Consider the following 22973-nt stretch of genomic DNA (forward strand, 5'->3'; position numbering starts at 1 on the left):
CCATCCAGACTGATTGTCGTGTGGTAGATCTGCGGGACACGGCAGAGGGGCAGATCGACAGCGAGACATCGATGAGTACGATCGCCCTTCCTGCCGCTGCCGCAGCGACGAGCGACTCGGGCCGCAGCATGCACCGGGGCGGAAGATTATAGCGACTAGGCGCTGCCCCCGCCATCTTCGGACATCGTATGTCATCTCTACAACAATTCGATCAGTGTTTTTTTGAAGTGACTATATTTGTCACATTCGTGATGCTATATTCACCGCTCCTCAGAAAAGGCGAGCGGTGGGACGTTAGACCTCGCCCGTATTTAAAACAATTGGGCCGGTGAGGGCCACGCTACATAGCCGGTTGACTTTTCCATGCCTCGCTCATTTCTTGTGCTGCAAGGCACGGCTTCGCTGTTTTTCAGTCGGCTCGCCGATGTTTTGGCCGAACGGGGACATGCGGTACGTCGCATAAATTTCTGTGGCGGTGACTGGTTCTACGGCAAGACTCGCAATCCGGTCAACTATGCCGGGCGGGCTTCCGAGCTTTCTACCTGGTATGGCGACTTCGTCCGCCGCGAGAGAATCACTGACGTTCTGATGTTCGGCGATTGCCGCGAAGTTCACCGGCACATGCATCCTGTCGCCGAGCAATTCGGTCTGCGCGTGCACGTGTTTGAAGAGGGTTACGTGCGTCCGCACTGGATCACGCTTGAGAGCCACGGCGTGAACGGTCGTTCGCGAATGCCTGTGGATCCGCAGGAATACATGAGGCTGCGCGATGTCATCCCAGCGGCAGAGCCCGGCGTGCCAACCGGCTACAACCTGTATGAGCGAGTATTTCATGACATCACGTACCGGGTCGCCAATGCGCTGCTGATGTGGCGGTTTCCGCTTTATCGCAGCCATCGGCCGAAGAACGGTGTGTTCGAGTACACGGGGCTCGCGGTTCGGGCACTGTTGCAAGGAAAGCATCGACGAGAGGCCGAAGCTGTCACGCGCGAATTGCTCGGCTCCGGCCGGCCTTATTACCTGTTCCCGCTGCAACTCAACTCCGATGCGCAGATCGTCGTGCATTCGCCATTCGAAGGGGTGCGCGATGCGATTGACTACGTCCTGCGTTCGTTCGCCCGACACGCGCCGCACGACGCGACTCTGCTGATCAAGAACCACCCGCTCGATACCGGCATGATCGAATACCACCGTTTCGCGATGTCGATTGCGCGCGAGGTCGGTGTCGGGGATCGGGTCCGTTTCATCAATTCGGGCCATTTGCCGACGCTGCTCGAGCATGCGCGTGGCGTGGTCGTGGTGAACAGCACGGTCGGGCTGTCGGCTTTGCACCACGAGCGCCCGCTAGTGGCGCTCGGGACCGCCATTTATAATATGCCCGGCTTGACTTGGCAGGGGAAACTCGACGATTTCTGGCATGGCGGCGAGTTGCCGGACATGCACCTCTATCACGCCTTCCTGGATTACGTGATGTATCACACGCAAATCAACGGCGATTTCTACACCCGAACCGGCATTGAGATGGCGGTCGCGGGGGCGGTCGAGCGCCTGGATCGCGCGGATGCCTGATCAACTGCGGCGAAACATCGTCATCACCGGCGCAAGTGCCGGTCTCGGCCGCGCACTGGCGCTTGTCTATGCGCAACCGGGCGCGACGCTCGGCGTTGTCGGCCGCAATCTCGCCGAGGTCGAGAAAACGGCTGCCGCGTGCCGTGCACGTGGCGCAACGGTTGAAACGGGCGTGATAGACGTGCGCGAGGCGACGGCCGTGTCCCACTGGTTAAGCGACTTCGACGCCCGTCACCCGATCGACCTGCTGATTGCGAACGCCGGCGTGGCCAGCACGATCGCCAATGCGAGCGACTGGGAAGACCTGGAACGCACGGCTCGCGTCATCGATACGAATCTTTACGGCACGCTGCACACGGTCCTGCCAGTCATCGACCGGATGCGCGAGCGCCGGCGCGGCCGTATCGCGATGATCAGTTCGATCGCCGCATTGCGTGGCATGGCGATCTCACCGGCCTATTGCGCGAGCAAGGCGGCGATCAAGGCCTATGGCGATTCGGTGCGCCCGCTGCTGGCGCGCGACGGCGTGGGCGTCACGATCATCCTGCCCGGCTTTGTGAAGACGGCGATGAGCGACGTATTCCCCGGCGACAAGCCGTTCCTCTGGAGCGCCGAGCGTTCGGCTGCATACATCCGCCATCGGCTCGATGCAGGCCGAAGCGAGATTGCGTTTCCCGGATTGCTCGCGTTCGGCATGCGCCTCCTGCCACTGCTGCCCGCGGCGCTGGCCGATGCGATTCTTGACCGTCTGTCGTATCTTCCGTCGAAGGACCGAGCCAATTGAGCGCGCGTCTTGCCGTGACGCTGACGGCCACCATTGCACTGTCATTTGCGGTAGATACGATCGCTGTCCCGCGCGCGCCACTGAGGCGTCCGCTGCTGTCGTCAGTGCTTCATATTGTTGCCGTAGTCTTCGTATTCGACCTGGTGTTCGCCGCCACCTGCCGATCGCTGTTTTCGGCCTGCGCGTCGCTTGCGCTCGTCGGTCTCGTCGCCGCAGTCAGCAATGCGAAGTACGAGTCGTTGCGCGAGCCGTTCGTATTTACCGATCTCAGCCTGTTCAGCCAGTTGTTTTCGCATCCCCGTCTTTACTTGCCATTCCTCAGCATCGGCAAGGTCATCGCGATCGGCGCCGGCATCGTACTTGTGATCGCGGGCTTCGTGATCGAGCGCCCCGTGCTTGCCGGCTCCCGCGCGCTGGCCTGGCTTGCGGTAGTACTACCGTTCATGCTTGCCGTGTTTGTGGCTGCCCGCGTGCCGCTAACGCTCGATCCCGATGCCGACCAGCGTCGCCACGGTTTTTTTGCGGTGTTCGTTGCCTATCTGCTCAACGGCCTGCGTCCCGCGACATTTCGGCGGTTCCGCGAGATTATGGCGGCAGGGCCGTTCGCAACGGGTAAGTCCGCGCGACGTCCCGACGTGATCATGATCCAGAGCGAATCGTTCTTCGATGCACGCCGGCTCGGTGACGCGGTCGAGCCGGCGCTTTTCGCGCGCTTCGACGAGGCGCGCCGTGAGGCCGTCTCGCATGGCGAGATGACGGTGCCGGCGTGGGGCGCCAATACCATGCGAACGGAATTCGCCGTGCTGACCGGCACGGAATCCTTTTCGCTCGGATATGCACGCTTTTATCCTTACGCGTTTGTAAGAAATAAAGTCGCGTCGCTTGCATCCTGGTTCGACCGTTGCGGCTACGATACAGTCGCGATTCATCCCTATTACGCCGATTTCTTCGGGCGGAACCGGGTATTTCCGCTGCTCGGTTTTACACGCTTTCTCGATATCCGCCATTTTGCATCGGCGTCCCGTGCCGGTCCGTATGTGGCGGACGCCGCAGTATCCGAATCGATCATTGCCGAACTCGAGAGGGCGGGCGACGATTCTCCGCGCTTCGTCTTCGCAATGACGATGGAAAACCACGGCCCGTTGCATCTCGAGGAGGTTTTGCCTGGAGAATCCTCTTCACGGCATACTTTGGGCGAGGGAGCATCCTGGCGCGATCTGACTGCCTATCTGAGACACATTGAAAACGCCGACGCAATGATCGGCCGCTTGCTCGATCATTTACGCGCCAGCGATCGTGAAACGGTCGTTTGCTTTTACGGCGACCACGTTCCCGCGTTACCTCACGTATTCGAAAAGCTGGGCGTTTCTCCACAAACCAGCGACTACTTCATTTGGCGAAATTACGGCGCAGATACTCCAGAATGCCGGAATTTGGCAGCCGAAGAGCTTGGGGTTGCACTGCTGCATGTGGTACAAGATGACGGAAATCGCGCGGAAGAACCGCACGCATCCGAGAAAGCGACATAAAAGATGAACAGTAAGATTGCAATAATTGGGGTGGCTTGTCGGTTTCCCGGGGGCGCAAACAATCTTGGCGACTTCTGGCAACTGCTGCGCGACGAACGCGACGCAGTAACCGAAATCCCCGCCGACCGCTTCGGTACCGATTTCTACCAGCACCCGTCCAAACGCGAACCGGGCAAGAGCTACACGTTCGCGGCCGGCGTGCTCGACAACGTCGCCGGCTTCGACGCCGCGTTCTTCGGCATTTCGCCGCGCGAAGCGGCCCAGATGGACCCTCAGCAGCGCCTGCTGCTCGAACTCGCATGGGAAGCGTTCGAGGACGCCGGCGTGCGCCCGGCCGACATGCGCGGCAGCAACTGCGGCGTTTTTGTCGGCGCGGCCAGCATGGATTACGGCAACCGCAACATGGACGATCTGAACGTGATCGATCCGTATTCGGCGACCGGCAATACGCTGAGCATCGCATCGAACCGCGTGTCCTACCTGTTCGACCTGCACGGCCCGAGCATGACGGTCGACACCGCCTGTTCGTCGTCGCTCGTCGCACTCCATCAGGCCGTCAAGGCACTGCAGTCCGGTGAGGCCGACGTGGCGCTCGCGGGCGGCGTCAACCTGCTGCTGCACCCGTTCGGCTTCGTCAGCTTCTCGAAGGCGTCGATGCTGTCGCCGCGCGGCCGTTGCCGCGCGTTCGACGCGACCGGCGACGGCTACGTTCGCTCGGAAGGCGGCGCGTTCGTGCTGCTCAAGCCGCTCGATCGCGCGCTGGCCGACGGCGACACGATCCACGCCGTGATCGCCGGCTCCGGCGTGAACTCGGTCGGCCACTCGCCGGGCGGGATCAGCGTGCCGGGCGCGCCCGCGCAGGCGTCGCTGCTGCGCAGCGTGTATGCGCGCGCCGGCATCGATCCGCGGTCGCTCGCCTATCTCGAGGCGCACGGCACCGGCACGGCGGTCGGCGATCCGATCGAGGCGCGTGCGCTGATCGACGTCGTGTCGGGCGAGCGCCCGGCCGATCGGCCGCTGCTGATCGGTTCGGTGAAGACCAACATCGGCCACCTCGAAACGGCATCCGGCATGGCCGGCCTGCTGAAGGCCGTGCTGTGCCTCAAGCATCGCGCGGTGCCGCGCTCGCTGCACTTCATCACGCCCAATCCCGGGATCGATTTCGACGGCGGGCGTTTGCGCGTCGTCGATCGCTACATGCCGCTCGACGCGGGCGACGCGCCGCTGACGGTCGGCGTCAACTCGTTCGGCTTCGGCGGAACGAACGCCCACGTCGTGCTGACCGAGGCGCCGGTCGCAAACGACGTATCGACGGCAGCGCTCGAGCCGACTCGAGCGCAACCGTCCCCGCTCGCGCTGACCGCGCGCAGCGCGAATGCGCTCGCGGCACTCGCGGGCCGCTATCTGGCCATGCTCGACGACGGCGGCGACTGGCAGGCGCTGGCCGCCGCGGCCGCCCGTTGGCGCCAGTGGCTCGAACGTCGCGCGATCGTCGCGCCGGCCGACGTGGCCGAAGGCCGTGCGGCGCTTGCGGCACTGGCCCAGCAGGCACAGGACGGGTTGCCGGCCTGCGTGGCGACCGGCCAGGCACCCGCCGACGCATTGCGTACCGCGCTCGTGTTCTCGGGCAACGGTTGCCAGTGGGTCGGGATGGGCAACGAACTTTATGCGGAGAACGCGGTTTTCCGTGCGGCGCTCGACGAAGTCGACGCGCTGTGGTGCGAGGACGGCAGCCCGTCGCTCGTCGACGTGATGCGCGGCGGCCCGGGCGCGGAATGGCTGGCCGGCGCGGGCGCCGAATGGCTCGCCGCGACGGAGAACGCGCAGCCGCTGCTGTTCGCGATCCAGGTCGGGATGATCCGCGTGATCGACGCACGCGGCATGCGTTACGACGCGGCGATCGGCCACAGCGTCGGCGAAATTGCCGCGGCGTGGGTGACGGGCGCGCTGTCGCTCGCCGACGCGGTGCGCGTGATCAAGATCCGCAGCCGCGCGCAGGCGATGACGCGCGGTAGCGGCCGGATGGCGGCCGTCGGCGTCGGCGAGGCAGCCGCGCGCGAGTTGATCGCGCGCCATGGGCTCGCGCGCCGGGTCGAGGTGGCCGGCATCAACAGCCCCGACGCAGTGACGCTCGCCGGCGAGTTGCAGGGTTTGCAGGCGCTGGAGGCGGCGCTGCGCGGCAGCGGCAAGTTCTTCCAGATGCTCGATCTCGACTATGCGTTCCACAGCAGCCACATGGACCGCATCGAGCCGGTCGTGCTGGCCGAGCTGGCCAACCTGCGGCCCCAGCCGGGCAACGGCAGGTTCGTGTCGACGGTGACCGGCGGCGCGCTCGCGGGCAACGCACTCGATGCGCGCTACTGGTGGCGCAATATCCGCGAACCGGTGCGCTTCGGCGACGGTATCGCGTATCTGATCGAGCAGGGCGTCCGGCTGTTCATCGAAGTCTCGCCGCATTCGATCCTGCGCACGTACGTGAAGCAGGCGTTGACGGGCGCCGGCGTGACTGGCGCGGTGCTGCCGACGCTCAAGCGCGATCACGGCAGCGCGGCGACGCTGCGGCAAGCGATTCTCGCGGCGATCGCGCATGGCGCGAGCGTCGATCCCGACCGCTTTGCGCCGGGCGCATCGCGTGCGGCATTGCCGTCGTATCCGTGGCAGCGCGACCGTTTCTGGCTCACGCCGACCGTCGAGGGCTACGGTCTCGTCAATCGCCGCCGCGAGCATCCGCTGCTCGGCTATCGGCTGCACGAACATGCATTCGGCTGGGAAAACCAGCTCGATCCGGCGAAGCTGCCGATGCTGGCCGATCACGTCGTCGACGGGGGCGTGGCGTTCCCGGGGGCCGGCTACGTGGAAATGGCGCTCGCCGCGGCGCGCACCTTCTTCGATACGCCGGATGCGGCGCTCGAAAACGTTGAGATCCGCACGCCGGTCGTGTTCCAGCCGCAGCAGGCGAAGCTGTTCCGGCTCGTGATCGAGCCGCGCACCGCGACGTTTACGATCGAGACGCGCGACCGGATGTCCGACGGCGCATGGACGCTGAACGTGACGGGGCGGATGCTGGAAAGCGGCAATGCGCTCGGCGCCGCGAGCATCGTGCCGGCCGCGACGCTCGAACGCCTGCTCGCGCTGCCGGCCGCCGACGGCGATACGCTGTATGCGAACACGGCAGCCATCGGCCTCAACTATGGGCCGGCGTTCCGCTGGGTCCGCACCGTGTGGGTCGCCGCGGCCGAGGACGCCGCGTTGGCCGACGTCGCCGCGCCGGCCGCGTGCGGCGATGCGCGGGCGCTATCCGCGTATCTGCTGCATCCGGCGCTGATGGACAGCGGCTTTCATCCGCTGTTCGCGCTGCTGGCGGCGCAGGCGCGCGATGGCGAGCATCCGGCCTACGTGCCGGTGCAGATCGGCCGGGTCGACTATTTGCGCGGCGACGCGGTCGCCCGCGTACTCGCACGGGTCGACCGGCGCAGCCCGCATTCGATCGTCGCGCATTTCGAATTCCTCGACGCGCAGGGCGCGATCGTCGCGCGGCTCGGCGGCTGCCGGTTCCGGCGCGTGGACCTCGTCGGCCGGCGGCAGAATCTGCCTTCGCGTTTCGTCTACCGCCTCGAAGAGATGCCGTTGCCGAACGACGTCGACGCGGCCGCGTTGCCGGCACCCGACGCGCTGCTCGCGCAAGCGGTCGCACGCGTCGACGCCGCGGAGCTCGACGGCCGTCGGACGCAGCATTTGACCGAGATCCTGCCGCTGCTCGACGTGCTGGCCAGCCTGTACGTGCTGCGCGCGTTCGATGCGCTCGGCGTATTCGCCGGTACGTGGCAGCCCGCACCGGAGCAGGCGGCGCTGGCTACACGCCTGGCCGACATGCTCGTCGAGGACGGTCTTGCAGCGCGTGACGGCGCGCGTCTCGTCCGCGACGACGCGGCGTGCGCGGCGCTGCCGCCGCTCGACGATCTGTGGCGTGGGCTGCTGGCCGAATCGCCCGGACACGTGGCCGAGCTGACGCTGCTCGCTCATTGCGGCGCGGCGCTGCCCGACGTGCTGAGCGGTGCGAAGGACGGCGCACGCTGGCTGTCGCCGACCGGACACAGCCTGGTCGAGCAGTTGCTTGCCGCATCGCCGACCTGGCAGCACGTGCATGCGCTGCTGGCGGCCGGCGTCGAGCAGGCGGTCGACGCGTGGCAGCCGGCGCGCCGGCTGCGCGTGCTCGAACTGGGCGCGACGGACGGCGACGTGCTGCAGACGCTCGGCATGCATTTCGCCGCCGCGCGCTGCGATCACACGATCGCCGCGACGGCCGGTCAGCTGGCCGGGTTCGATACGGATGCGGAAGCCGCGGTGCGCACGGCCGCGTTGCAGCCGGGCGAACGGTTGTCGCTGTCCGCCGACGAAGCCGGGCCGTACGACCTGATCGTCGCGAACCGCGCGCTGAACGGCCGTCCCGATGCGGCCGATGCACTGAACGCGATGCGATCGTGGCTGGCGCCAGGCGGCTTGCTGCTGCTGGCCGAGCCGCGTCGCGGCCGCTTCTCCGACATCGTGTTCGGCGCGCAACCTGTGTCGACGGGCGTCGACCTGCCTGCGCCGCTGGCGCCGGCGGATCTCGAGGCGACGCTCGCGCGCGCGGGTTTCGTCGACGTCGTGCGGCATGTCGAGCAGTCGCTCGATCTGGACGGCACGCCGACGTTCGTCATCGCGCGTAATCCGGCGAGCGCCGCGGCCGCGCAACGCGGCAGCGACGCGACCGATCTCGATACGCTTGCCCGCAGCGAACAATGGCTCGTGATGCACGCACCGGACGCGGCCGGCGGTTTCGGCGGGCAACTGACCGACGCGCTCGCGCACGCGGGCTACCCGGCCGATATCGTCGACCTCGCGCATGCGGCCGATGCCATTGCGTCGTTGCCGGCGGGGCAACCGGCGCATGTCGTGTTCTGCGCGCCGGAAACGCCGCTCGCCGACACGACGACGGGAGACGACCTGATGGCCGCGCTACGTCACGGCGTGATCGCGCTGGCGGCGCTCGTGCGCGCGCTCGGCGCGCAACCGAACGCACGCACGCGGCTGACCGTCGTCACGCGCGGCGGCGCGCCGTTCGCCGGGGCCGCGAACGCGCATCCGGAACAGGCGACGCTGTGGGGCCTCGGTCGCGTGCTGGCGAACGAGCATCCCGAACTCGCGTGTCGCCTGATCGACGTCGATCGTTCGGCGCACGGGATTCCCGATGCGCTGATTCGCGAGCTGACCGGCGCGGCGGTCGAGGAAGAAGTCGTGCTGAGCGCGCACGGGCGGCTGGTGCCGCGCATGCTGACGGCCGCACAGGCCGCGGCGCGCAGCGACGGCGCGATCGCACGCGCATCGGTGCTGGCGTTCGACGCACCGGGCTCGTTGCGCAATCTCGAATGGTTCGCGCTGCCGGAAAGCGCGCTGGGCGACGACGAGGTGGAAATCGAGCCGGTTGCCACCGGCCTGAATTTCCGCGACGTGATGTATGCGATGGGGCTCCTGTCCGATGAAGCGGTGGAAACCGGCTTCGCGGGCGCGACGATCGGCATGGAGCTGTCCGGCCGCGTCGTCCGGGTAGGCCGCGCGGTGACGGCATTTGCAGCGGGCGATGCGGTGCTCGGTTTCGCGCCGGCGTCGTTCGCGACGCGTGTCAGGACACGCGCGCAGGCCATCGCACAGAAACCCCAGCGCCTGTCGTTCGAGGAAGCGGCGACCGTGCCGACCACGTTCTTCACCGCGTACTACGCGCTCGTCGAACTCGCGCGGCTGCGCCGCGGCGAGCGTGTGCTGGTGCACGGCGGCGCGGGCGGCGTCGGGATCGCCGCGATCCAGCTGGCGCGCCACTTCGGCGCGGAAGTGTTCGCGACGGCCGGCAGCGATGAGAAGCGCGAGTTCGTGCGCCTGCTCGGCGCCGACCACGTGCTCGATTCGCGCAGCCTCGCGTTCGCGGACGATATCCGCGCGATGACGGGCGGCGAGGGCATCGACATCGTGCTGAACTCGCTCGCCGGCGAAGCGATGGTGCGCAGCATCGATACGTTGCGTCCGTTCGGCCGCTTCCTGGAGCTCGGCAAGCGCGATTTCTACGAAAACAGCCATATCGGGCTGCGGCCGTTCCGCAACAACATCAGCTATTTCGGCATCGATGCCGACCAGTTGATGGGCGCGTTGCCGGAGCTGACCGCGCGGCTGTTCGGCGACGTGATGGCGCTGTTCGCGGCAGGCGTGCTGCATCCGCTGCCGTATCGCGCGTTCCCGGCCGAGCGGGCCGAGGATGCGTTCCGCTACATGCAGCAGGCGCGCCAGATCGGCAAGGTGCTCGTGACCTATCCGTCGGGCACGCCTGCGCCGACGCGCGGCGTCGCGCGGGCAGAAGCGCTCGCGCTCGATCCGCATGGTGCTTACCTGGTGGTCGGCGGCACGGGCGGCCTGGGCTTCGCGAGCGCGCGCTGGATGGTCGAGCACGGCGCACGCCGGCTGACGCTGGCGAGCCGTTCCGGCGAACTCGCCGCCGCGGCGCGCGAGGAGGTCGCGCGCTGGCGCGACACGCTCGGTGTCACCGTCGACGTCGTGTCGTGCGATGTGACCGATGCGGCGGCAGTCGACGCGATGGTTGCCGCGATCGTCCGGCGTGCCCATCCGCTGAAGGGCGTGCTGCATTCCGCGATGTCGATCGACGACGGTCTCGTGCGCAATCTCGACGATGCGCGGATGACTGCGGTGCTCGCGCCGAAGGTCGCCGGCGCATGGAACCTGCATCGCGCGACGCGCGGGCTGCCGCTCGACCTGTTCGTCGTCTATTCGTCGGCGACCACCTATCTCGGCAATCCGGGGCAATCGAACTACGTCGCGGCCAACGCCTTCCTCGAGGCGCTGGTCGAACATCGCCGCGCGGCAGGCTTGCCCGGCACGTTCATGGCCTGGGGGCCGCTCGAGGATGTCGGCTTCCTCGCACGCAACGCCGATACGCGCGAAGCGTTGCAGTCGCGGATCGGCGGTGCGTCGATCACGTCCGACGAAGCGATGGCCGCGCTCGAGCGCGTGCTGGTGGCGGGTGCGGCCGGCGAAGCGGTGGTGCGGCTCGACTGGCATGCGGTGGCACGCGGGATGCCCGCCGCGAAGGCGCGCCGGTATGCGCTGCTGCAATCGCAGGCGAAGGGCGGCGATGCGCGCGACGGCGGCACGCAACTGCGTGAAGAAGTGCTGGCCCTGCCGCGCGACGAAGCCATCGCGCTGGTGGCGCGGACGCTGCAGGCGCAGATCGCGCGGATTCTGCACATGACGCCCGATCGCATCGCGCTCGACAAGTCGGTGCTCGACATGGGCATGGATTCGCTGATGGGGATGGAGCTCGGCCTTGCGGTCGAGGAAGCGTTCGAGGTCAAGCTGTCGGTGATGGCGATCGCGGAAGGCGCGTCGGTGACGACGCTGGCCGGTCGCATCGTCGATTCGATCGGCGCGTCGGCGGATGCCGGCTGCGATGCCGCGTCGGCGGCCGATGCCGCGCAGGAGGCCGTCGCGGCACTCGCCGCGAAGCATGCGATCGACGGCGAAGCGCGCGCGATGCTCGATGCGCAGCCGGCGCCGGTTGCCGAGCAGGTATCGCCGTCGCTGGAGGTGGCGCGGTGAACGCGCCGACCGGCTGGGCGACGCGACAGGGCACGCTGGCGCGCCCGCTGACGATCGACGGGCATGGCTTGCATACGGGGCGCCGGGTCGGCGTCCGGATTCTGCCCGCGCGTCCGGAAGACGGCGTGACGGGCATCGTGTTCCGTCGGGTCGAGCACGGGCGCACGCTCGCGACGCTGCCAGTCGACCCAGCGCTGCGCCGCGCGCAGCCGCTCTGCACGATGCTGCGCAATGCCGACGGCATCGGCGTGCGCACGATCGAGCACCTGCTCGCGTCGCTGCTCGCGTGCGAGATCGATCACGCGATCGTCGAGCTCGACGCGGAAGAGGTGCCGATCCTCGACGGCAGCGCCACGCCGTGGGTCGACGCGATCCGCGCATGCGGCCGCGTCGCGCTCGATGCGCCGAAACGCTTCATTCGCGTGCTGCGACCGATCGTCGTCACGGACGGCGACGGCGACCAGCGGCGCGAGATGCGGATCGAGCCGGCGCCGCGTTACGAACTGAGCGTGCGCAACGACCTGCGCGGCTTCGGCGACATGCACTGGGACGGCGCGCTGACGCCGGCCGCATTCGCGACCGACATCGCGCCGTCGCGCTCGTACGGCCGCGTGAAGTGGGCCGTGCCGGCGATCGTCGCCGGCTATTTGCGCGGCGTGCCGATCCTGCGCGGCGCGCGGCCGTCGTGCACCGCGTCGATCGTCGGCAATCGCGTGCTGGGCGGGATGCGGTTGCCGGAGGAATTCGTCAGGCACCGCGTGCTCGATCTCGTCGGCGATCTCGCACTGGCCGGCGCGCCGCTGCTCGCGCGCGTGAGCGCGCTGCGGCCGAGCCACGAGATGAATTTCCGGCTGGTCGATGCGTTGCTGGCTACGCCCGATGCGTGGCAGTGGGCCGACTTTTCCGACGCATGACACCACGCCTTTTAAAAATACGCGGCGTAACATAGCGTCTTTTCGAGATACAGCGAAGGAAGCAATGGCACTGGGAGAGCATCTTCGCCAGCAACTGGCGGCGAAAGCGCTGAAACGGCAACTGGAGCGCGCGACCGACGCCGCGGCGGCGCCCGGCGTGCCCGGCACGCCGGCTGCGCAGACCGCGTCGGCGCGCAGCCGCTTCGAGTCGATGCCGCAGTATCAGCAGGTCCGCATCATGCGCGAGATGGGCGAGAAGCTGCGGGTCGAGTCGCCGTTTTTCCGCGTGCACGACGGCGTCGCCGGGGCGACCACGCAGATCGGCGGCCGTGAATACCTGAACTTCGCCAACTACAACTATCTGGGTCTGGCCGGCGATCCGGCGGTGTCCGCGCGCGCGAAAGCCGCGATCGACCGCTACGGCACGTCGGCTTCGGCGAGCCGGATGGTCGCGGGCGAGCGTCCGGTGCAGCGCGCGCTCGAGCGCGCGCTGGCCGCGTTCTACGAGACCGACGACTGCGTCGCGTTCGTGAGCGGCCATGCGACCAACGTGACCGTGATCGGCGCGCTGTTCGGCCCTGGCGATCTGGTGGTCCACGACGCGCTCGCGCACAACAGCATCGTCCAGGGCGCGCAGTTGAGCGGCGCGAAGCGGCTGAGCTTTCCGCACAACGACTGGCAGGCGCTCGACGAGTTGCTGTCGCGCGTGCGCCGCGAATACCGGCACGTACTGATCGCGATCGAAGGGCTGTACAGCATGGACGGCGATTTCCCCGACCTGCAGCGCTTCGTCGACGTGAAGACGCGCCACGGGGCATTCCTGCTGGTCGACGAGGCCCATTCGCTCGGCGTGCTCGGCGCGACCGGCAAGGGCATTCGCGAGCATGCCGGCGTCGCGCCCGACCAGGTCGACATGTGGATGGGTACGATGAGCAAGACGCTGGCCGGCTGCGGCGGTTTCATCGCCGGCTGCCAGCCGCTCGTCGACATGCTGCGCCATCTGGCGCCGGGTTTCCTGTACAGCGTCGGGCTCGCACCGACGCTCGCCGAAGCGTCGCTGGCGGCGCTCGAACGCCTGCAGGCCGAGCCGGAGCGCGTCGTGCAACTGCAGGCGCGCGGGCGGCAGTTCCTGACCGAGGCGCGTGCGGCCGGCCTGAATACCGGCACGAGCGCCGGCTATGCGGTCGTGCCGGTGATCACGGGCAGTTCGCTGAAGGCCGCGCAGTGGGCGAATGCGATGTTCGACGAAGGGATCAACGTGCAGCCGATCTTCTATCCGGCCGTCGAGGAAAAGGCCGCGCGCCTGCGCTTCTTCATCTGCTCGACGCACGAGCCGGAGCAGATCAGCCGGACGGTGGGCGTGTTGTCGCGCCTCGCGGGGCGCAGCGCGTGACGCAGGCCGCCGCGGTCGCGCAAGCGGTTCCACGCGCGGGCGAGCCGGTGCGGTTTCGCGCGGCCAGTGCGGATGATGTGGCAGCATGCGCGCCGCTCGTGTTTGCGTCCGGCGTGGCCGAATTCGGCTTCTTTCTCGGCGAAAGCGACGCACGCTGCATCGCTTTCCTGCAGCAAGCGTTCCGGTCGCGTCACGGACGCTTCTCGTGGCGCCGGCATCGGGTCGCAGTCGCCGACGATGGCGCGGTGCTCGCGGTGATGGCGATTCACGACGGACAGCGGACGACGTTCGACGACGTGCACGTCGTGTGGGCGCTCGCGCGCTTCTTCGGCGTGCGCCGCACGGTTGGCCAGTTGCTGCGCGGGTTGGTCCTGGAAACGGAACTCCCGGCGCCGAAGCGTTCGCAGATTCTCGTCGCGCATTGCGCGACGGACGAACGCCATCGCGGCACGGGGGTGTTCAGCGCGCTGTTTCGCGATGCGCTGGATACTGGCGCGTTGCCGGTCGATGGCAGTCGCGATGTCGTGCTCGACGTGCTGACGCGCAACGCGAGGGCTCGTGCACTGTACGAACGCCTCGGGTTCGTTGTGCTGCCGCGGCAGCGCGCGCGTTCGCGCAGGTTGCCGGGCGAGCTTGATTCGATCCGGATGCGGCTCGAGCGTCGCGGCCAACGATGACCGTGGGCCGCTGTGGCGTCAGGCGGACGGTTCAATCGTCGCCCGCGCAGCAATGACGCGCCGAAATAGACGAGGGTAGTAGAGACGCGGATGAGCCGGTGGCCGCGCCAGTATCGGTATCAGCCGTTCAACGGCAATTTCTGCATGATTGCGTGCACGCATTCCATCGGGCTGGCTGCGCCCGTGCGCACGTGCACGTCGGGCAATACCGGTTTTTCATAGGTCGATTCGATGCCGGTGAACTGCCGAATGGCCCCTTGCCTTGCTAGCGCATACAGCCCCTTGGGGTCGCGCGCTTCCGCCACATCCAGCGCAACGTCGACAAAGACTTCGAAAAACATGCCCGCCGGGAAACGCGCGCGCGCTTTGGCGCGCGCTTCCAGAAACGGCGAGATCAGCGCAACGATGACGACGAGCCCGGCATCCACCATCAGGCGCGCGACCTCGGCAGTCCGACGAATATTCTCGTGGCGGTCTGCGTCGCTGAATCCAAGGTCCTGATTCAATCCTTCGCGAAGCAGGTCGCCGTCCAGCACAAAAGTCCGCAGGCCGCGCGCATCGAGTTGTTCCTTCAGCAGGTTCGACAGCGTCGATTTACCGGCACCGGAGACGCCGGTGAGCCATACCGCGAAGGCATGGTCCTGCTTCATGCTGGAAAGCACGGATTGATTACCCGTCAGCATGACAGGGAGGGAATTTTGGAGATCTTGAGTCATCTCGGATTCGATGTGCCGGTAACTGCGTCGTACTTTTTTGTGATGCGGATTCATCCGTCGGCGGATTGTAACGTGCCTTTTCTAAATTTGTAACTTGAATATTTTAATCAGGAATAAGCGCTCGCCTTCGTGCGGCACGACGTGGTTCGGCTTCCCTCTGCCCGGTAATGATTGCCGATTCGTCGTAATAATTTGAAATGAGCAGGTGTCGGCGCCGAGGTAAAAGGCGCGTACAATCTCGGCCCCGTTTCATGGCCCCCGAGTTTGGGTATGTTGTGGCCGGGCCCGATGCCATGAGGGAAGCGGGAATCGCTTGCGTCGGAATCGTTAGAAGAATGGCGACGGTCGCCCGTCGACGTGTGGCCGAATCGCTCGGCACATATTTCGTCGACCGTGTTTCGATTATCGCCCCCGTTCCTCGCGGGTATGAAATCGCAAGAGTATTAATTTTTTATTCGGCGAACACGGAGAGGGAGCGCGTGCGGGGCTCGCTTCGTGATGAGGCTCTGTCGCTCATTATCGAATGGGGATTATTCGGTGCGTGCTGGCCGATTATCTTTGTCGGGCGACGATTGGCATCCCTTCTGATTGCATCGGTAGTCCCAAGCGTCGCTCCTTAAAACCGGATCGCCGCAATTGTCTTATCGCGTGGAAGTATCCGGTGCCCTGAATATGTTCGATTTCGTCGGGACTACAGCATGTCACTTGTTCCGCGGCCCGAACGGCCGCTGCTGCACATCCGCGCCCTGCGCGACGATCGCCATCCCCTCCGGCACTTCCTCCCACGCACCGCGCAAGTCGACGAGCGGCTCCGACACGACCATGAACGCATCGTCGCCGACTTCGGCGATACGCGGGTTATGCGGATACAACTCGTGCAGATGCTTGAACGACGTGCTGTGGAACAGCGAGCGCGATTGCCGTTCGCTCGAGTAGCGCACCGCGACGACCCGTTCGCCGTCGGTCGCGCAGATCGTCATGTTGAGCGGGTTGGCGACGCGATGCCGCGCTGCGGTTTCCTCGACCACGCCGACCATCCGTTCGAGCGCCGGCAACGGCGCCTGCTCGAGACCGTACGTCAGCGCGAGGCGGAACATCAGTTCGGAATCGGTCGAGCCTTCGAGTGTCGGGAACAGCGCGGGATCGACCTTCATCGTCAAGTCGCGGCGCAGCTTGTGGAAGTCGCGGATCAGCCCGTTGTGCGCGAACAGCCAGCGACCGTGGCGGAACGGATGGCAGTTGGTTTCCTGCACGGGCGTGTCGGTCGCCGCGCGGATGTGCGCGATGAACATCCGCGAGCGGATCGCACGCGCGGCTTCGCGCAGGTTGCGGTCGTTCCACGCGGGATGCACGGAGCGATAGCGGAACGGGAGTTCGTCGGGGTGACCGTACCAGCCGATGCCGAAACCGTCGCCGTTGGTGGTCGTTGCGCCCAGCTCCGAATGCAGGCTCTGGTCGATCAGCGAATGCTTCGCGCGGAACAGCACGGTTTCCAGGTGGATCGGATTACCCATATAGGCGAGCCAGCGGCACATGGAGCGCTCCTTCACGATGTATCGTTCGCGCATGGTAGCCGACTCGTCGACGTTGTCGCGTTCGGGCGAGTCACCGCAATCGTCGTGGAGGGCGGCCACATGCGCGCGATGCGCAACCGCTCGGTCATGTGGCAGGTCGCCACGCAACGCAGCAGTTCGGCGCGGCGCGGTGCGGCACGAGGGCCGCGCCGCACCGCGCCGGTTCAGTCGCCGAGCGCGTCCATCACACGCGCCGAATAGACGAGCGCCGCGCCCGCATTCAACGCAATCGCGACGCCGAGCGCTTCGGCCACTTCCTCCTTGGTCGCGCCATGCTTGGCGGCTTCGGCCGTATGCACGGCGATACAGCCGTCGCAGCGCGTCGTGACGGCCACCGCGAGCGCGATCAGCTCGCGCGTCTTCGCGTCGAGATGGCCGGTCTTGGCGCCGGCGCCGGACAGCGCCTTGTAGCCGGCCAGCGTATCGGGCGACAGCTTGGCGATGTCGCCGATACGCGTCGAGAGTTCCTTCCGGTATTCGTTCCAGTTCAGCATGATGCGTCCTTGTCGAGAAGAGTGAGGAGGGCGGCGGGTGCCGCGATCTCGTGCGATGCAAGGCTATTCTGATCGCTCGCGCTGAGGGTTTCGATACGTTAGAGTGTCAATTTTTAGCGCAATCGTCTCATGGATGCATTGAGTCAACTGCTGTCGCTGGGGCGCAGCCATGTCGAGCTCGACGTGCGGTGCTTGCTCGACGGCCCGTTCGCGATGCCGCACGATCCGCTGCCGCCCGGCGAGGCGGCGTTCCACCTGGTGCTGGCTGGAACCTGCCGGCTGCGCGCCGCCGACGGGCGCACGCTGCAACTGGCCGACGGCGATTTCGTGCTGCTGCCTGCAGGCGGCGCGCACGACCTGCTCGACGCAGCGGGCCACCGGTCGAAGCCGCTCGCGCCGCTGCGCGATTCGGGGGCCGGCGACGGTGCGGTGCTGCCGGTCAAGTCGAATGTCGATCCGGCCGCAACAGGCAACGCGAGCGTGGATCTGCTCTGCGGGCGGTTCGTCTATGCACGCGGCGCGGGCGAACTGCTGATGCGTACGCTGCCGCAGGTATTGCACGTCGGGTTGCGCGACACCTCGGGGGCCGTGCCGCTGCAACTGCTGACGAGTGTGCTGCGTACCGAGGCGTCGAACGTGCAGCCGGGCGCTGGCGCGATCGTGAATGCGCTCGGGCAGGCGCTGCTCGCCTATGCGTTGCGCGCATACGGTCGCGGTGCGCGCGTACCGTCCGGCTGGCTCGCGCTCGCGGCCGATGCGCGGCTGGGCCCGTCGGTCCAGGCCGTGTTGCAGGCGCCGGCGCAACCGTGGACGGTCGAATCGCTCGGCGCCGCGGCGGCGATGTCGCGTGCGACCTACGCGCGGCATTTCCGCGAGAAGGCGGGGATGAGCGTCGGTGCGTTCGTCGCGCAGATCCGGATGATGCATGCGTGCGCGCTGCTTCAGGACACGCAGCGCGGACAGGCGGAAATCGGCCAGGCGGTCGGCTACCAGTCCGAGGCCGCGTTCGGCAAGGCGTTTCGCGCGGTGCTCGGCACGACGCCGGGGCGCTGGCGGCGCGCGCGGCGCGAAACGTGAGCATGCAATCGTGCCCGTCGTGATGCGCGCCAAAGCTGCTACCATGCGCAAAACGCAGTTCAATGACAACGACTTCGAACAACAAGAAAGAGAGGGCAAAGCAATGAACCAGACCACCATCCAGCAACCGTCGTTCGCGTTCGTGGCCGCATCGTGGGCCGCGCTGCTCGCCGGTTTCGCGGCATTCCTGATCGGGCTCTGGAACGCCGGCATGCAGCTCAACGAGAAGGGTTACTACTTCACCGTGCTGGTGTTCGGCCTCTATGCGGCGATCTCGCTGCAGAAGAGCGTGCGCGACCGCGCGGAAGGCATTCCCGTCACCGGCATCTACTACGGCCTCAGCTGGATCGCGCTGCTGCTGTCGATCGCGCTGCTGATCGTCGGCCTTTTCAACGCGACGCTGCAACTGAGCGAGAAGGGCTTCTACGCAATGTCGTTCGTGCTCGCGCTGTTCGGCTCGGTGGCCGTGCAGAAGAACACGCGCGACCTGCAGAACGCGAAGCCGTGCTACGCCGACGCCGATTCCGCGCAGTCAATTCAATAGTGACGACTTGCGGGGCGTGCGCCGCCGAAGCCGTCTGCTGAGCGATGATGTCCGCGATGGCCGCATTCGTCGGTGTGCCGCGGGTTCACTGTCCTTTGTTCATGTGCCCTTGTGGCGGTCAGCTATCAGCGCTCAACATCTAATGATGGCAGGCGACTTCTGTCCAGTTGCAGGTCTGGTACCGCTGGTGAACGCCCTCGCTCCGTCGACTGGGGCGGCCATGGCAGTGAGCCCGGGACTTGCGGCCTGTTCGTCGGGCCCAATGAACAAATGGGCATTTGCCGTACGAACTCTACGACGCCTATCGCCATTGCCCGATCTTTGGGGGCATTGGAGTTAGCCAATGTGCGTGCAATTTGGTGCCAGGCGCTCAAGGTTTCGATATGTGCTTTCCACAAGTCATGGCGCATCCTGTCGTCGATTACGGGAGAGCGTATTGGGGTCTCTTGTAGCGTCCCCCAAATAGCTGCCTGCTTCGAAAGACGCCGCGTTTGGCCGCGTGCCATTCTGGGCGTTGCATTTGCGTCGACGCCGCGTGCGCGAAGTTGTTGGGCGAAGGCTTCTCGCCATTGATGCAAATCTCGTTTGCGTGGATTGAGTCGCCGGCCGTCCGGACCACGGGTGTGAACGCTCATATGTACGTGGGGATGTGCCTCGTCATCGTGTTTCGCGAAGACATACGGACGTCCGTCACCAAAAGTTTCGTGTGCAAATGCCCGTGCCGCGTCCCATACTGCCTGGCGGTCGGTACCCGGGGGCATCGATAGCAAGACGTTGAGAGTCTCTCGACGTTTGCTTTCTTGAGGGATGCCCCATCCGCCTACATGCCATTGTTCGATCAGAGCATCCAATGCCTGCTTTCCGGCAATCAGGCATTCGTCCTGGTCCTCCAGTTCGACACAACCGTCGCGCGAAATGTACTTCAAGTGACGACGGACGACGCTCATTCCTTGCGGACCGGATGCCCTATTGCTGATCTTGACCATCACTTCGGGGGCGCCTCGAAGTGTCATCATCAGCTTCTCGCGCAGATGCATTGCGTCTCGGTGGAACGCCCACTCCGAAAGGCGCGGCGGCTGAACATGCCGTAGCGGATCGTGAAACAGGCGATCTCCCCAGTTGAGCAAAAGTTCGTCGACGTAGACTCTCGGAAAAGACATATCACCGGCTCCAGCGATCGAGGTTTCTGCGCAGCAGCTTCGCCACGGTACGTAGATGGGCGTCGATCGTGGCACGGATTTGCTCTCCATCGAGCCCGTCTATACACCCGGTTGCGTTGACGTGTCTTGCAAGCTCGCCCAGCTGCCTCCGAATTACCGCGAGCTGTTGGTTTGATTCGGCGAGAAGCGTCAATTCTCGGTTACCCAGCTGCGGTTCGTCCGTCAGGTATGCGCGGATCAGTGCCACAATCCATCGATTTGCCGTGAAGCCGTCAAGATAGGCCGCACTTTTTACGCGTGCGAGCTCGGCGTGGGTCAACGCGATCCCAATTTGTTTGCATGGGCCTTGTCGTGGCGGTAGAGGCTGATGTGGCTGCGGTTGATTTGTAGCGTTTGCTATGACCTTCGCAACGAACTGCCGCAAACCCTCGCTGGGTGTCAGGCCACGCTGTGCACAATATGCGTCCCACTCCCGCTTTAGCGGGCCGAGTTCAACGCTTAGTCTGGCTCGGGCTTGTTTGCACATGTTCGGCGCATGTTGGAAGCGGTGTGGTGCGCGGATAGCGACGACGGTGACGACGTATTGCAAGCGCGTCGCTTACCCGACCTTGCAAGGCACGCAGATGGATCGCTGCATTGGTTCGAATCTACGGAGGGAGTACCAGCGTGGCAACTGGGTAGGTTTGGCGTTGACAGGCGTACGCACGGCGACCATAGTGCGCAGTTGTCTCCGGCAAACAAAAAGGTCGCGATCAAGGGCGGTAAGTGCCGACTGTCACTGATGCAGTGATCGGAGAGGGGGCCTTGTCTTGTACTGAAATCCGCCCGCTGTTTTTGCGGCTCGGTTACGCTAGTCCTAGAAAAACGAGTAGCGAACGATTGACGGCAACCATCAGTTCATCTTCGAGGTGGCCGATGGGGCGACCGATTTTCTCGCGGCGCACGGTGAACATTTTGTCTACGGCAATCTGGGACGGCATGCGCAAGCCGTTCTGCTCGGATGGGACAACAGTAATGCGTATCAAGGGCGCATCGACCATTGCGCTCGACATTAGCAGCAACGTTACGCTGGGATGTTCGGCAAACAGGTCCGACTGCACCACGAGCGCCGGCCGAGCCTTGCCGAAGTCACCTTGGAGCGCGACTGTGACAATGCTCCCGCGATTCATTGTGAGTGTCCGAGGTCCGTAACCTGTTCAATGAAATCGAGCAGATCGTTCTCGTCGATGCTCTGGTGGACCATGCGCGATTGCCGAGCGCATTCATCGGCGAAACCCGGCTGGCGCACGTCCGGCACCCATATCTGAATTGGACGTAGCCCGGCCGCACGAAGATTCTCGCGGTGAATTCGAACACGCTCGGAAGTGGTAGCTGCCATTGTGGCCTCCTGTTACATGTAACGAAGGATACAGCGTTACATGTAACGGTTCAATGAGACACGGCCTTCCTTGAACGGGGGCCTTCAAACTGGGATCTCGGAGCCAGGGTCAGGGTGCGAACCTGTTCATCGAACATTCATCGAACACTAAGCGTTTTGTGCTTCGATCGCGACACGCACGAGCGGACTACCGTTGACAGGGGAACTTGGGGGTTCGATACGCAGCAAAAAGTCGAAGTACTGTTCCGTGAGCTTCCCGAGCTGTTCCTGTGCAGCGCCGAGCCTGAGCAGACATTGTGCGTCCCAGTTCATACCGACAACGAGCTCGCTCGTCACACCATTCCATTCGCTGATGAGAATCGCGGCGACGCGGGCGTTTTCCTCGGCAAACCGCTCCACGCGCTGCTCGATATAGCGCACGTCGTCACGCACCAGCGTGCCCGAGATCCGCAGTGCGACAGTGTGGGCAATCTTGTCGTGCTTCGCATACACCGTGGCGATACCCCCTAGATGGCGGGATACGCGATCGAGTTGCTCGTCTTCCAAATCGTCCTGCACGGCCAGAGCGCCGGTCAGGACATAAGGCGCTACCTCTTTCATGCTGAACCTCCGTTGGTTTGATTCCATACCGCTGCAGTTGGCGCTCCAATGTTGGTGGGCCCGTACGCTAGCTCGCAGTAGGCCAAAACTTTTCGAGAATCCGTGCTTGACGCTGTAGAAGGGCTTCCAGTTGAGTCTGTTCATCAATGAGCTTCTGGAGCAATTCAGCATGCAAAGCGAATCCAACAGGCACGAACGACACCTCGCCATAGCGCACTCGCCTGAAGATTGCGCCGGTCTGCGCCCATTTCTGGGAGAATTGATTCAATGCACCGTCCACCGATTTCATTTCGTCGTCTGTCAGTGCGCCACGAATGCGAATCACGAGAGATCGCGTGACGGCATCGGTCGCGAAGTAGATGTCTGCGGGCTCGGCAATGCTCCGAGCGAATTGCTGCGCATGGTAGTGCCGGAAATTGCCGCGTACAGACAGTGAGCCGCATATTTCATAGGTGAGGGACATGCAACCTCCGCATCGAGGGATCCTGGCCAGCGTCGGCCCGCACAAACGCCCCACGATCGGGAGGTTTGCTAGCAATCGGATACTTCTGGATTCCAGTTTAGAGTCGTTTGATATATTGTCAAGGGAAAAAAATATCAAATGAATGATTTTGAAGTGCGACTAAAAAGGGAACGACTGCGTTTGGGGCTCAATCAGACTGAACTGGCGGCGCTAGGAGGGGTCCAGAAACACGCGCAATTTCAGTACGAAAAGGGCATGAGGCGCCCGAACTCCGACTACTTGAGCGCGATTGCACTTGCTGGCGTCGATGTCTGGTACGTGCTTACCGGTGAAGAGGGCGCCCGGCTCGAAAACCCAGACGAGCAGCGGATCGTCTCTGGATTTCGAGCGCTCGACGCGCGAAAACGCGAGGTGATTTTGGCACTGATAGAGGCAATTACTGAACGGTCGTCGCAATAGT

Annotated in this window: 19 protein-coding genes; 10 read left to right on the top strand and 9 right to left on the bottom strand. The window is 65.0% G+C overall.

From position 1 onward, the window contains the following. Positions 1-363: 363 nt before the first annotated feature. The 7 genes from MMB92_RS07880 to MMB92_RS07910 all read left to right on the top strand — a co-directional run bounded on the left by MMB92_RS07880 (position 364) and on the right by MMB92_RS07910 (position 14507). Positions 364-1569, top strand: coding sequence for a capsular biosynthesis protein (locus MMB92_RS07880; RefSeq protein WP_062884084.1), 1206 nt, complete (start codon positions 364-366; stop codon positions 1567-1569). Further along, positions 1562-2353: an SDR family NAD(P)-dependent oxidoreductase gene (locus MMB92_RS07885; RefSeq protein WP_062884083.1), complete on the top strand. Its 792-nt coding sequence runs from the start codon at positions 1562-1564 to the stop codon at positions 2351-2353. Before MMB92_RS07880 ends, MMB92_RS07885 begins: the two co-directional genes overlap by 8 nt. Next, complete coding sequence (locus MMB92_RS07890) at positions 2350-3882, top strand: LTA synthase family protein (protein WP_062884082.1); 1533 nt, start codon at positions 2350-2352, stop codon at positions 3880-3882. Before MMB92_RS07885 ends, MMB92_RS07890 begins: the two co-directional genes overlap by 4 nt. A gap of 3 nt (positions 3883-3885) precedes the next feature. Continuing rightward, positions 3886-11523 carry a type I polyketide synthase gene (locus MMB92_RS07895; RefSeq protein WP_212268273.1) on the top strand — a complete coding sequence of 2546 codons (7638 nt, stop codon included), beginning with the start codon at positions 3886-3888 and terminating at the stop codon, positions 11521-11523. Further along, on the top strand, positions 11520-12437 hold the full coding sequence (locus tag MMB92_RS07900) for a UDP-3-O-acyl N-acetylglycosamine deacetylase (protein WP_212268275.1): 918 nt from the start codon (positions 11520-11522) through the stop codon (positions 12435-12437). The genes MMB92_RS07895 and MMB92_RS07900 overlap by 4 nt, the downstream gene beginning before the upstream one ends. A gap of 64 nt (positions 12438-12501) precedes the next feature. Then, a complete protein-coding gene (locus MMB92_RS07905; RefSeq protein ID WP_212268277.1) occupies positions 12502-13830 on the top strand; it encodes an aminotransferase class I/II-fold pyridoxal phosphate-dependent enzyme in 1329 nt (442 codons plus the stop codon). Beyond that, positions 13827-14507, top strand: coding sequence for a GNAT family N-acetyltransferase (locus MMB92_RS07910; protein WP_212268279.1), 681 nt, complete (start codon positions 13827-13829; stop codon positions 14505-14507). Before MMB92_RS07905 ends, MMB92_RS07910 begins: the two co-directional genes overlap by 4 nt. Before the next feature lie 119 nt (positions 14508-14626). Here MMB92_RS07910 and cysC read toward each other — a convergent pair whose 3' ends face one another. The 3 genes from cysC to MMB92_RS07925 form a co-directional block, all read right to left on the bottom strand. Beyond that, on the bottom strand, positions 14627-15190 hold the full coding sequence (gene cysC / locus MMB92_RS07915) for an adenylyl-sulfate kinase (RefSeq protein ID WP_054927404.1): 564 nt from the start codon (positions 15188-15190) through the stop codon (positions 14627-14629). A 734-nt stretch (positions 15191-15924) separates the two neighbouring features. Beyond that, a complete protein-coding gene (locus tag MMB92_RS07920) occupies positions 15925-16758 on the bottom strand; it encodes a class II glutamine amidotransferase (protein WP_212268620.1) in 834 nt (277 codons plus the stop codon). A gap of 203 nt (positions 16759-16961) precedes the next feature. Continuing rightward, positions 16962-17291 carry a carboxymuconolactone decarboxylase family protein gene (locus MMB92_RS07925; protein ID WP_006484989.1) on the bottom strand — a complete coding sequence of 110 codons (330 nt, stop codon included), beginning with the start codon at positions 17289-17291 and terminating at the stop codon, positions 16962-16964. Positions 17292-17420: 129 nt separating this feature from the next. Between MMB92_RS07925 and MMB92_RS07930 the strand changes: the two genes are divergently transcribed. Together MMB92_RS07930 and yiaA are read left to right on the top strand one after the other, a co-directional pair. After that, complete coding sequence (locus MMB92_RS07930; protein WP_077055919.1) at positions 17421-18368, top strand: AraC family transcriptional regulator; 948 nt, start codon at positions 17421-17423, stop codon at positions 18366-18368. Between the two features lie 103 nt (positions 18369-18471). Continuing rightward, positions 18472-18912 carry an inner membrane protein YiaA gene (yiaA, locus tag MMB92_RS07935; RefSeq protein WP_277562627.1) on the top strand — a complete coding sequence of 147 codons (441 nt, stop codon included), beginning with the start codon at positions 18472-18474 and terminating at the stop codon, positions 18910-18912. Between the two features lie 125 nt (positions 18913-19037). On the opposite strand, the gene MMB92_RS07940 is transcribed toward yiaA, so the two are convergent. The 6 genes from MMB92_RS07940 to MMB92_RS07965 all read right to left on the bottom strand — a co-directional run bounded on the left by MMB92_RS07940 (position 19038) and on the right by MMB92_RS07965 (position 22513). After that, positions 19038-20072, bottom strand: coding sequence for a relaxase/mobilization nuclease domain-containing protein (locus MMB92_RS07940; RefSeq protein WP_277562628.1), 1035 nt, complete (start codon positions 20070-20072; stop codon positions 19038-19040). A gap of 1 nt (position 20073) precedes the next feature. Then, on the bottom strand, positions 20074-20391 hold the full coding sequence (locus MMB92_RS07945) for a hypothetical protein (RefSeq protein WP_226245292.1): 318 nt from the start codon (positions 20389-20391) through the stop codon (positions 20074-20076). A 526-nt stretch (positions 20392-20917) separates the two neighbouring features. Then, entirely contained in the window at positions 20918-21241 is a 324-nt protein-coding gene (locus MMB92_RS07950; RefSeq protein WP_006484901.1) for a type II toxin-antitoxin system PemK/MazF family toxin, read from the bottom strand. Further along, positions 21238-21450 (bottom strand): antitoxin MazE family protein, encoded by a 213-nt coding sequence (locus MMB92_RS07955; RefSeq protein ID WP_012492929.1) that lies wholly within the window; start codon positions 21448-21450, stop codon positions 21238-21240. The genes MMB92_RS07950 and MMB92_RS07955 overlap by 4 nt, the downstream gene beginning before the upstream one ends. A gap of 147 nt (positions 21451-21597) precedes the next feature. Continuing rightward, the gene (locus MMB92_RS07960; RefSeq protein ID WP_006484947.1) at positions 21598-22050 is read right to left on the bottom strand and encodes a hypothetical protein; all 453 of its coding nucleotides are present in this window, start codon (positions 22048-22050) and stop codon (positions 21598-21600) included. Positions 22051-22117: 67 nt separating this feature from the next. Then, positions 22118-22513 carry a hypothetical protein gene (locus tag MMB92_RS07965; RefSeq protein ID WP_277562629.1) on the bottom strand — a complete coding sequence of 132 codons (396 nt, stop codon included), beginning with the start codon at positions 22511-22513 and terminating at the stop codon, positions 22118-22120. A 138-nt stretch (positions 22514-22651) separates the two neighbouring features. On the opposite strand from MMB92_RS07965, the gene MMB92_RS07970 reads away from it, so the two are divergent. Next, positions 22652-22972 (top strand): helix-turn-helix transcriptional regulator, encoded by a 321-nt coding sequence (locus tag MMB92_RS07970; RefSeq protein ID WP_012492928.1) that lies wholly within the window; start codon positions 22652-22654, stop codon positions 22970-22972. Position 22973 lies beyond the last annotated feature (1 nt).

It is taken from the genome of Burkholderia sp. IO2 (assembly GCF_029522185.1).
Lineage (GTDB): Bacteria > Pseudomonadota > Gammaproteobacteria > Burkholderiales > Burkholderiaceae > Burkholderia > Burkholderia cenocepacia.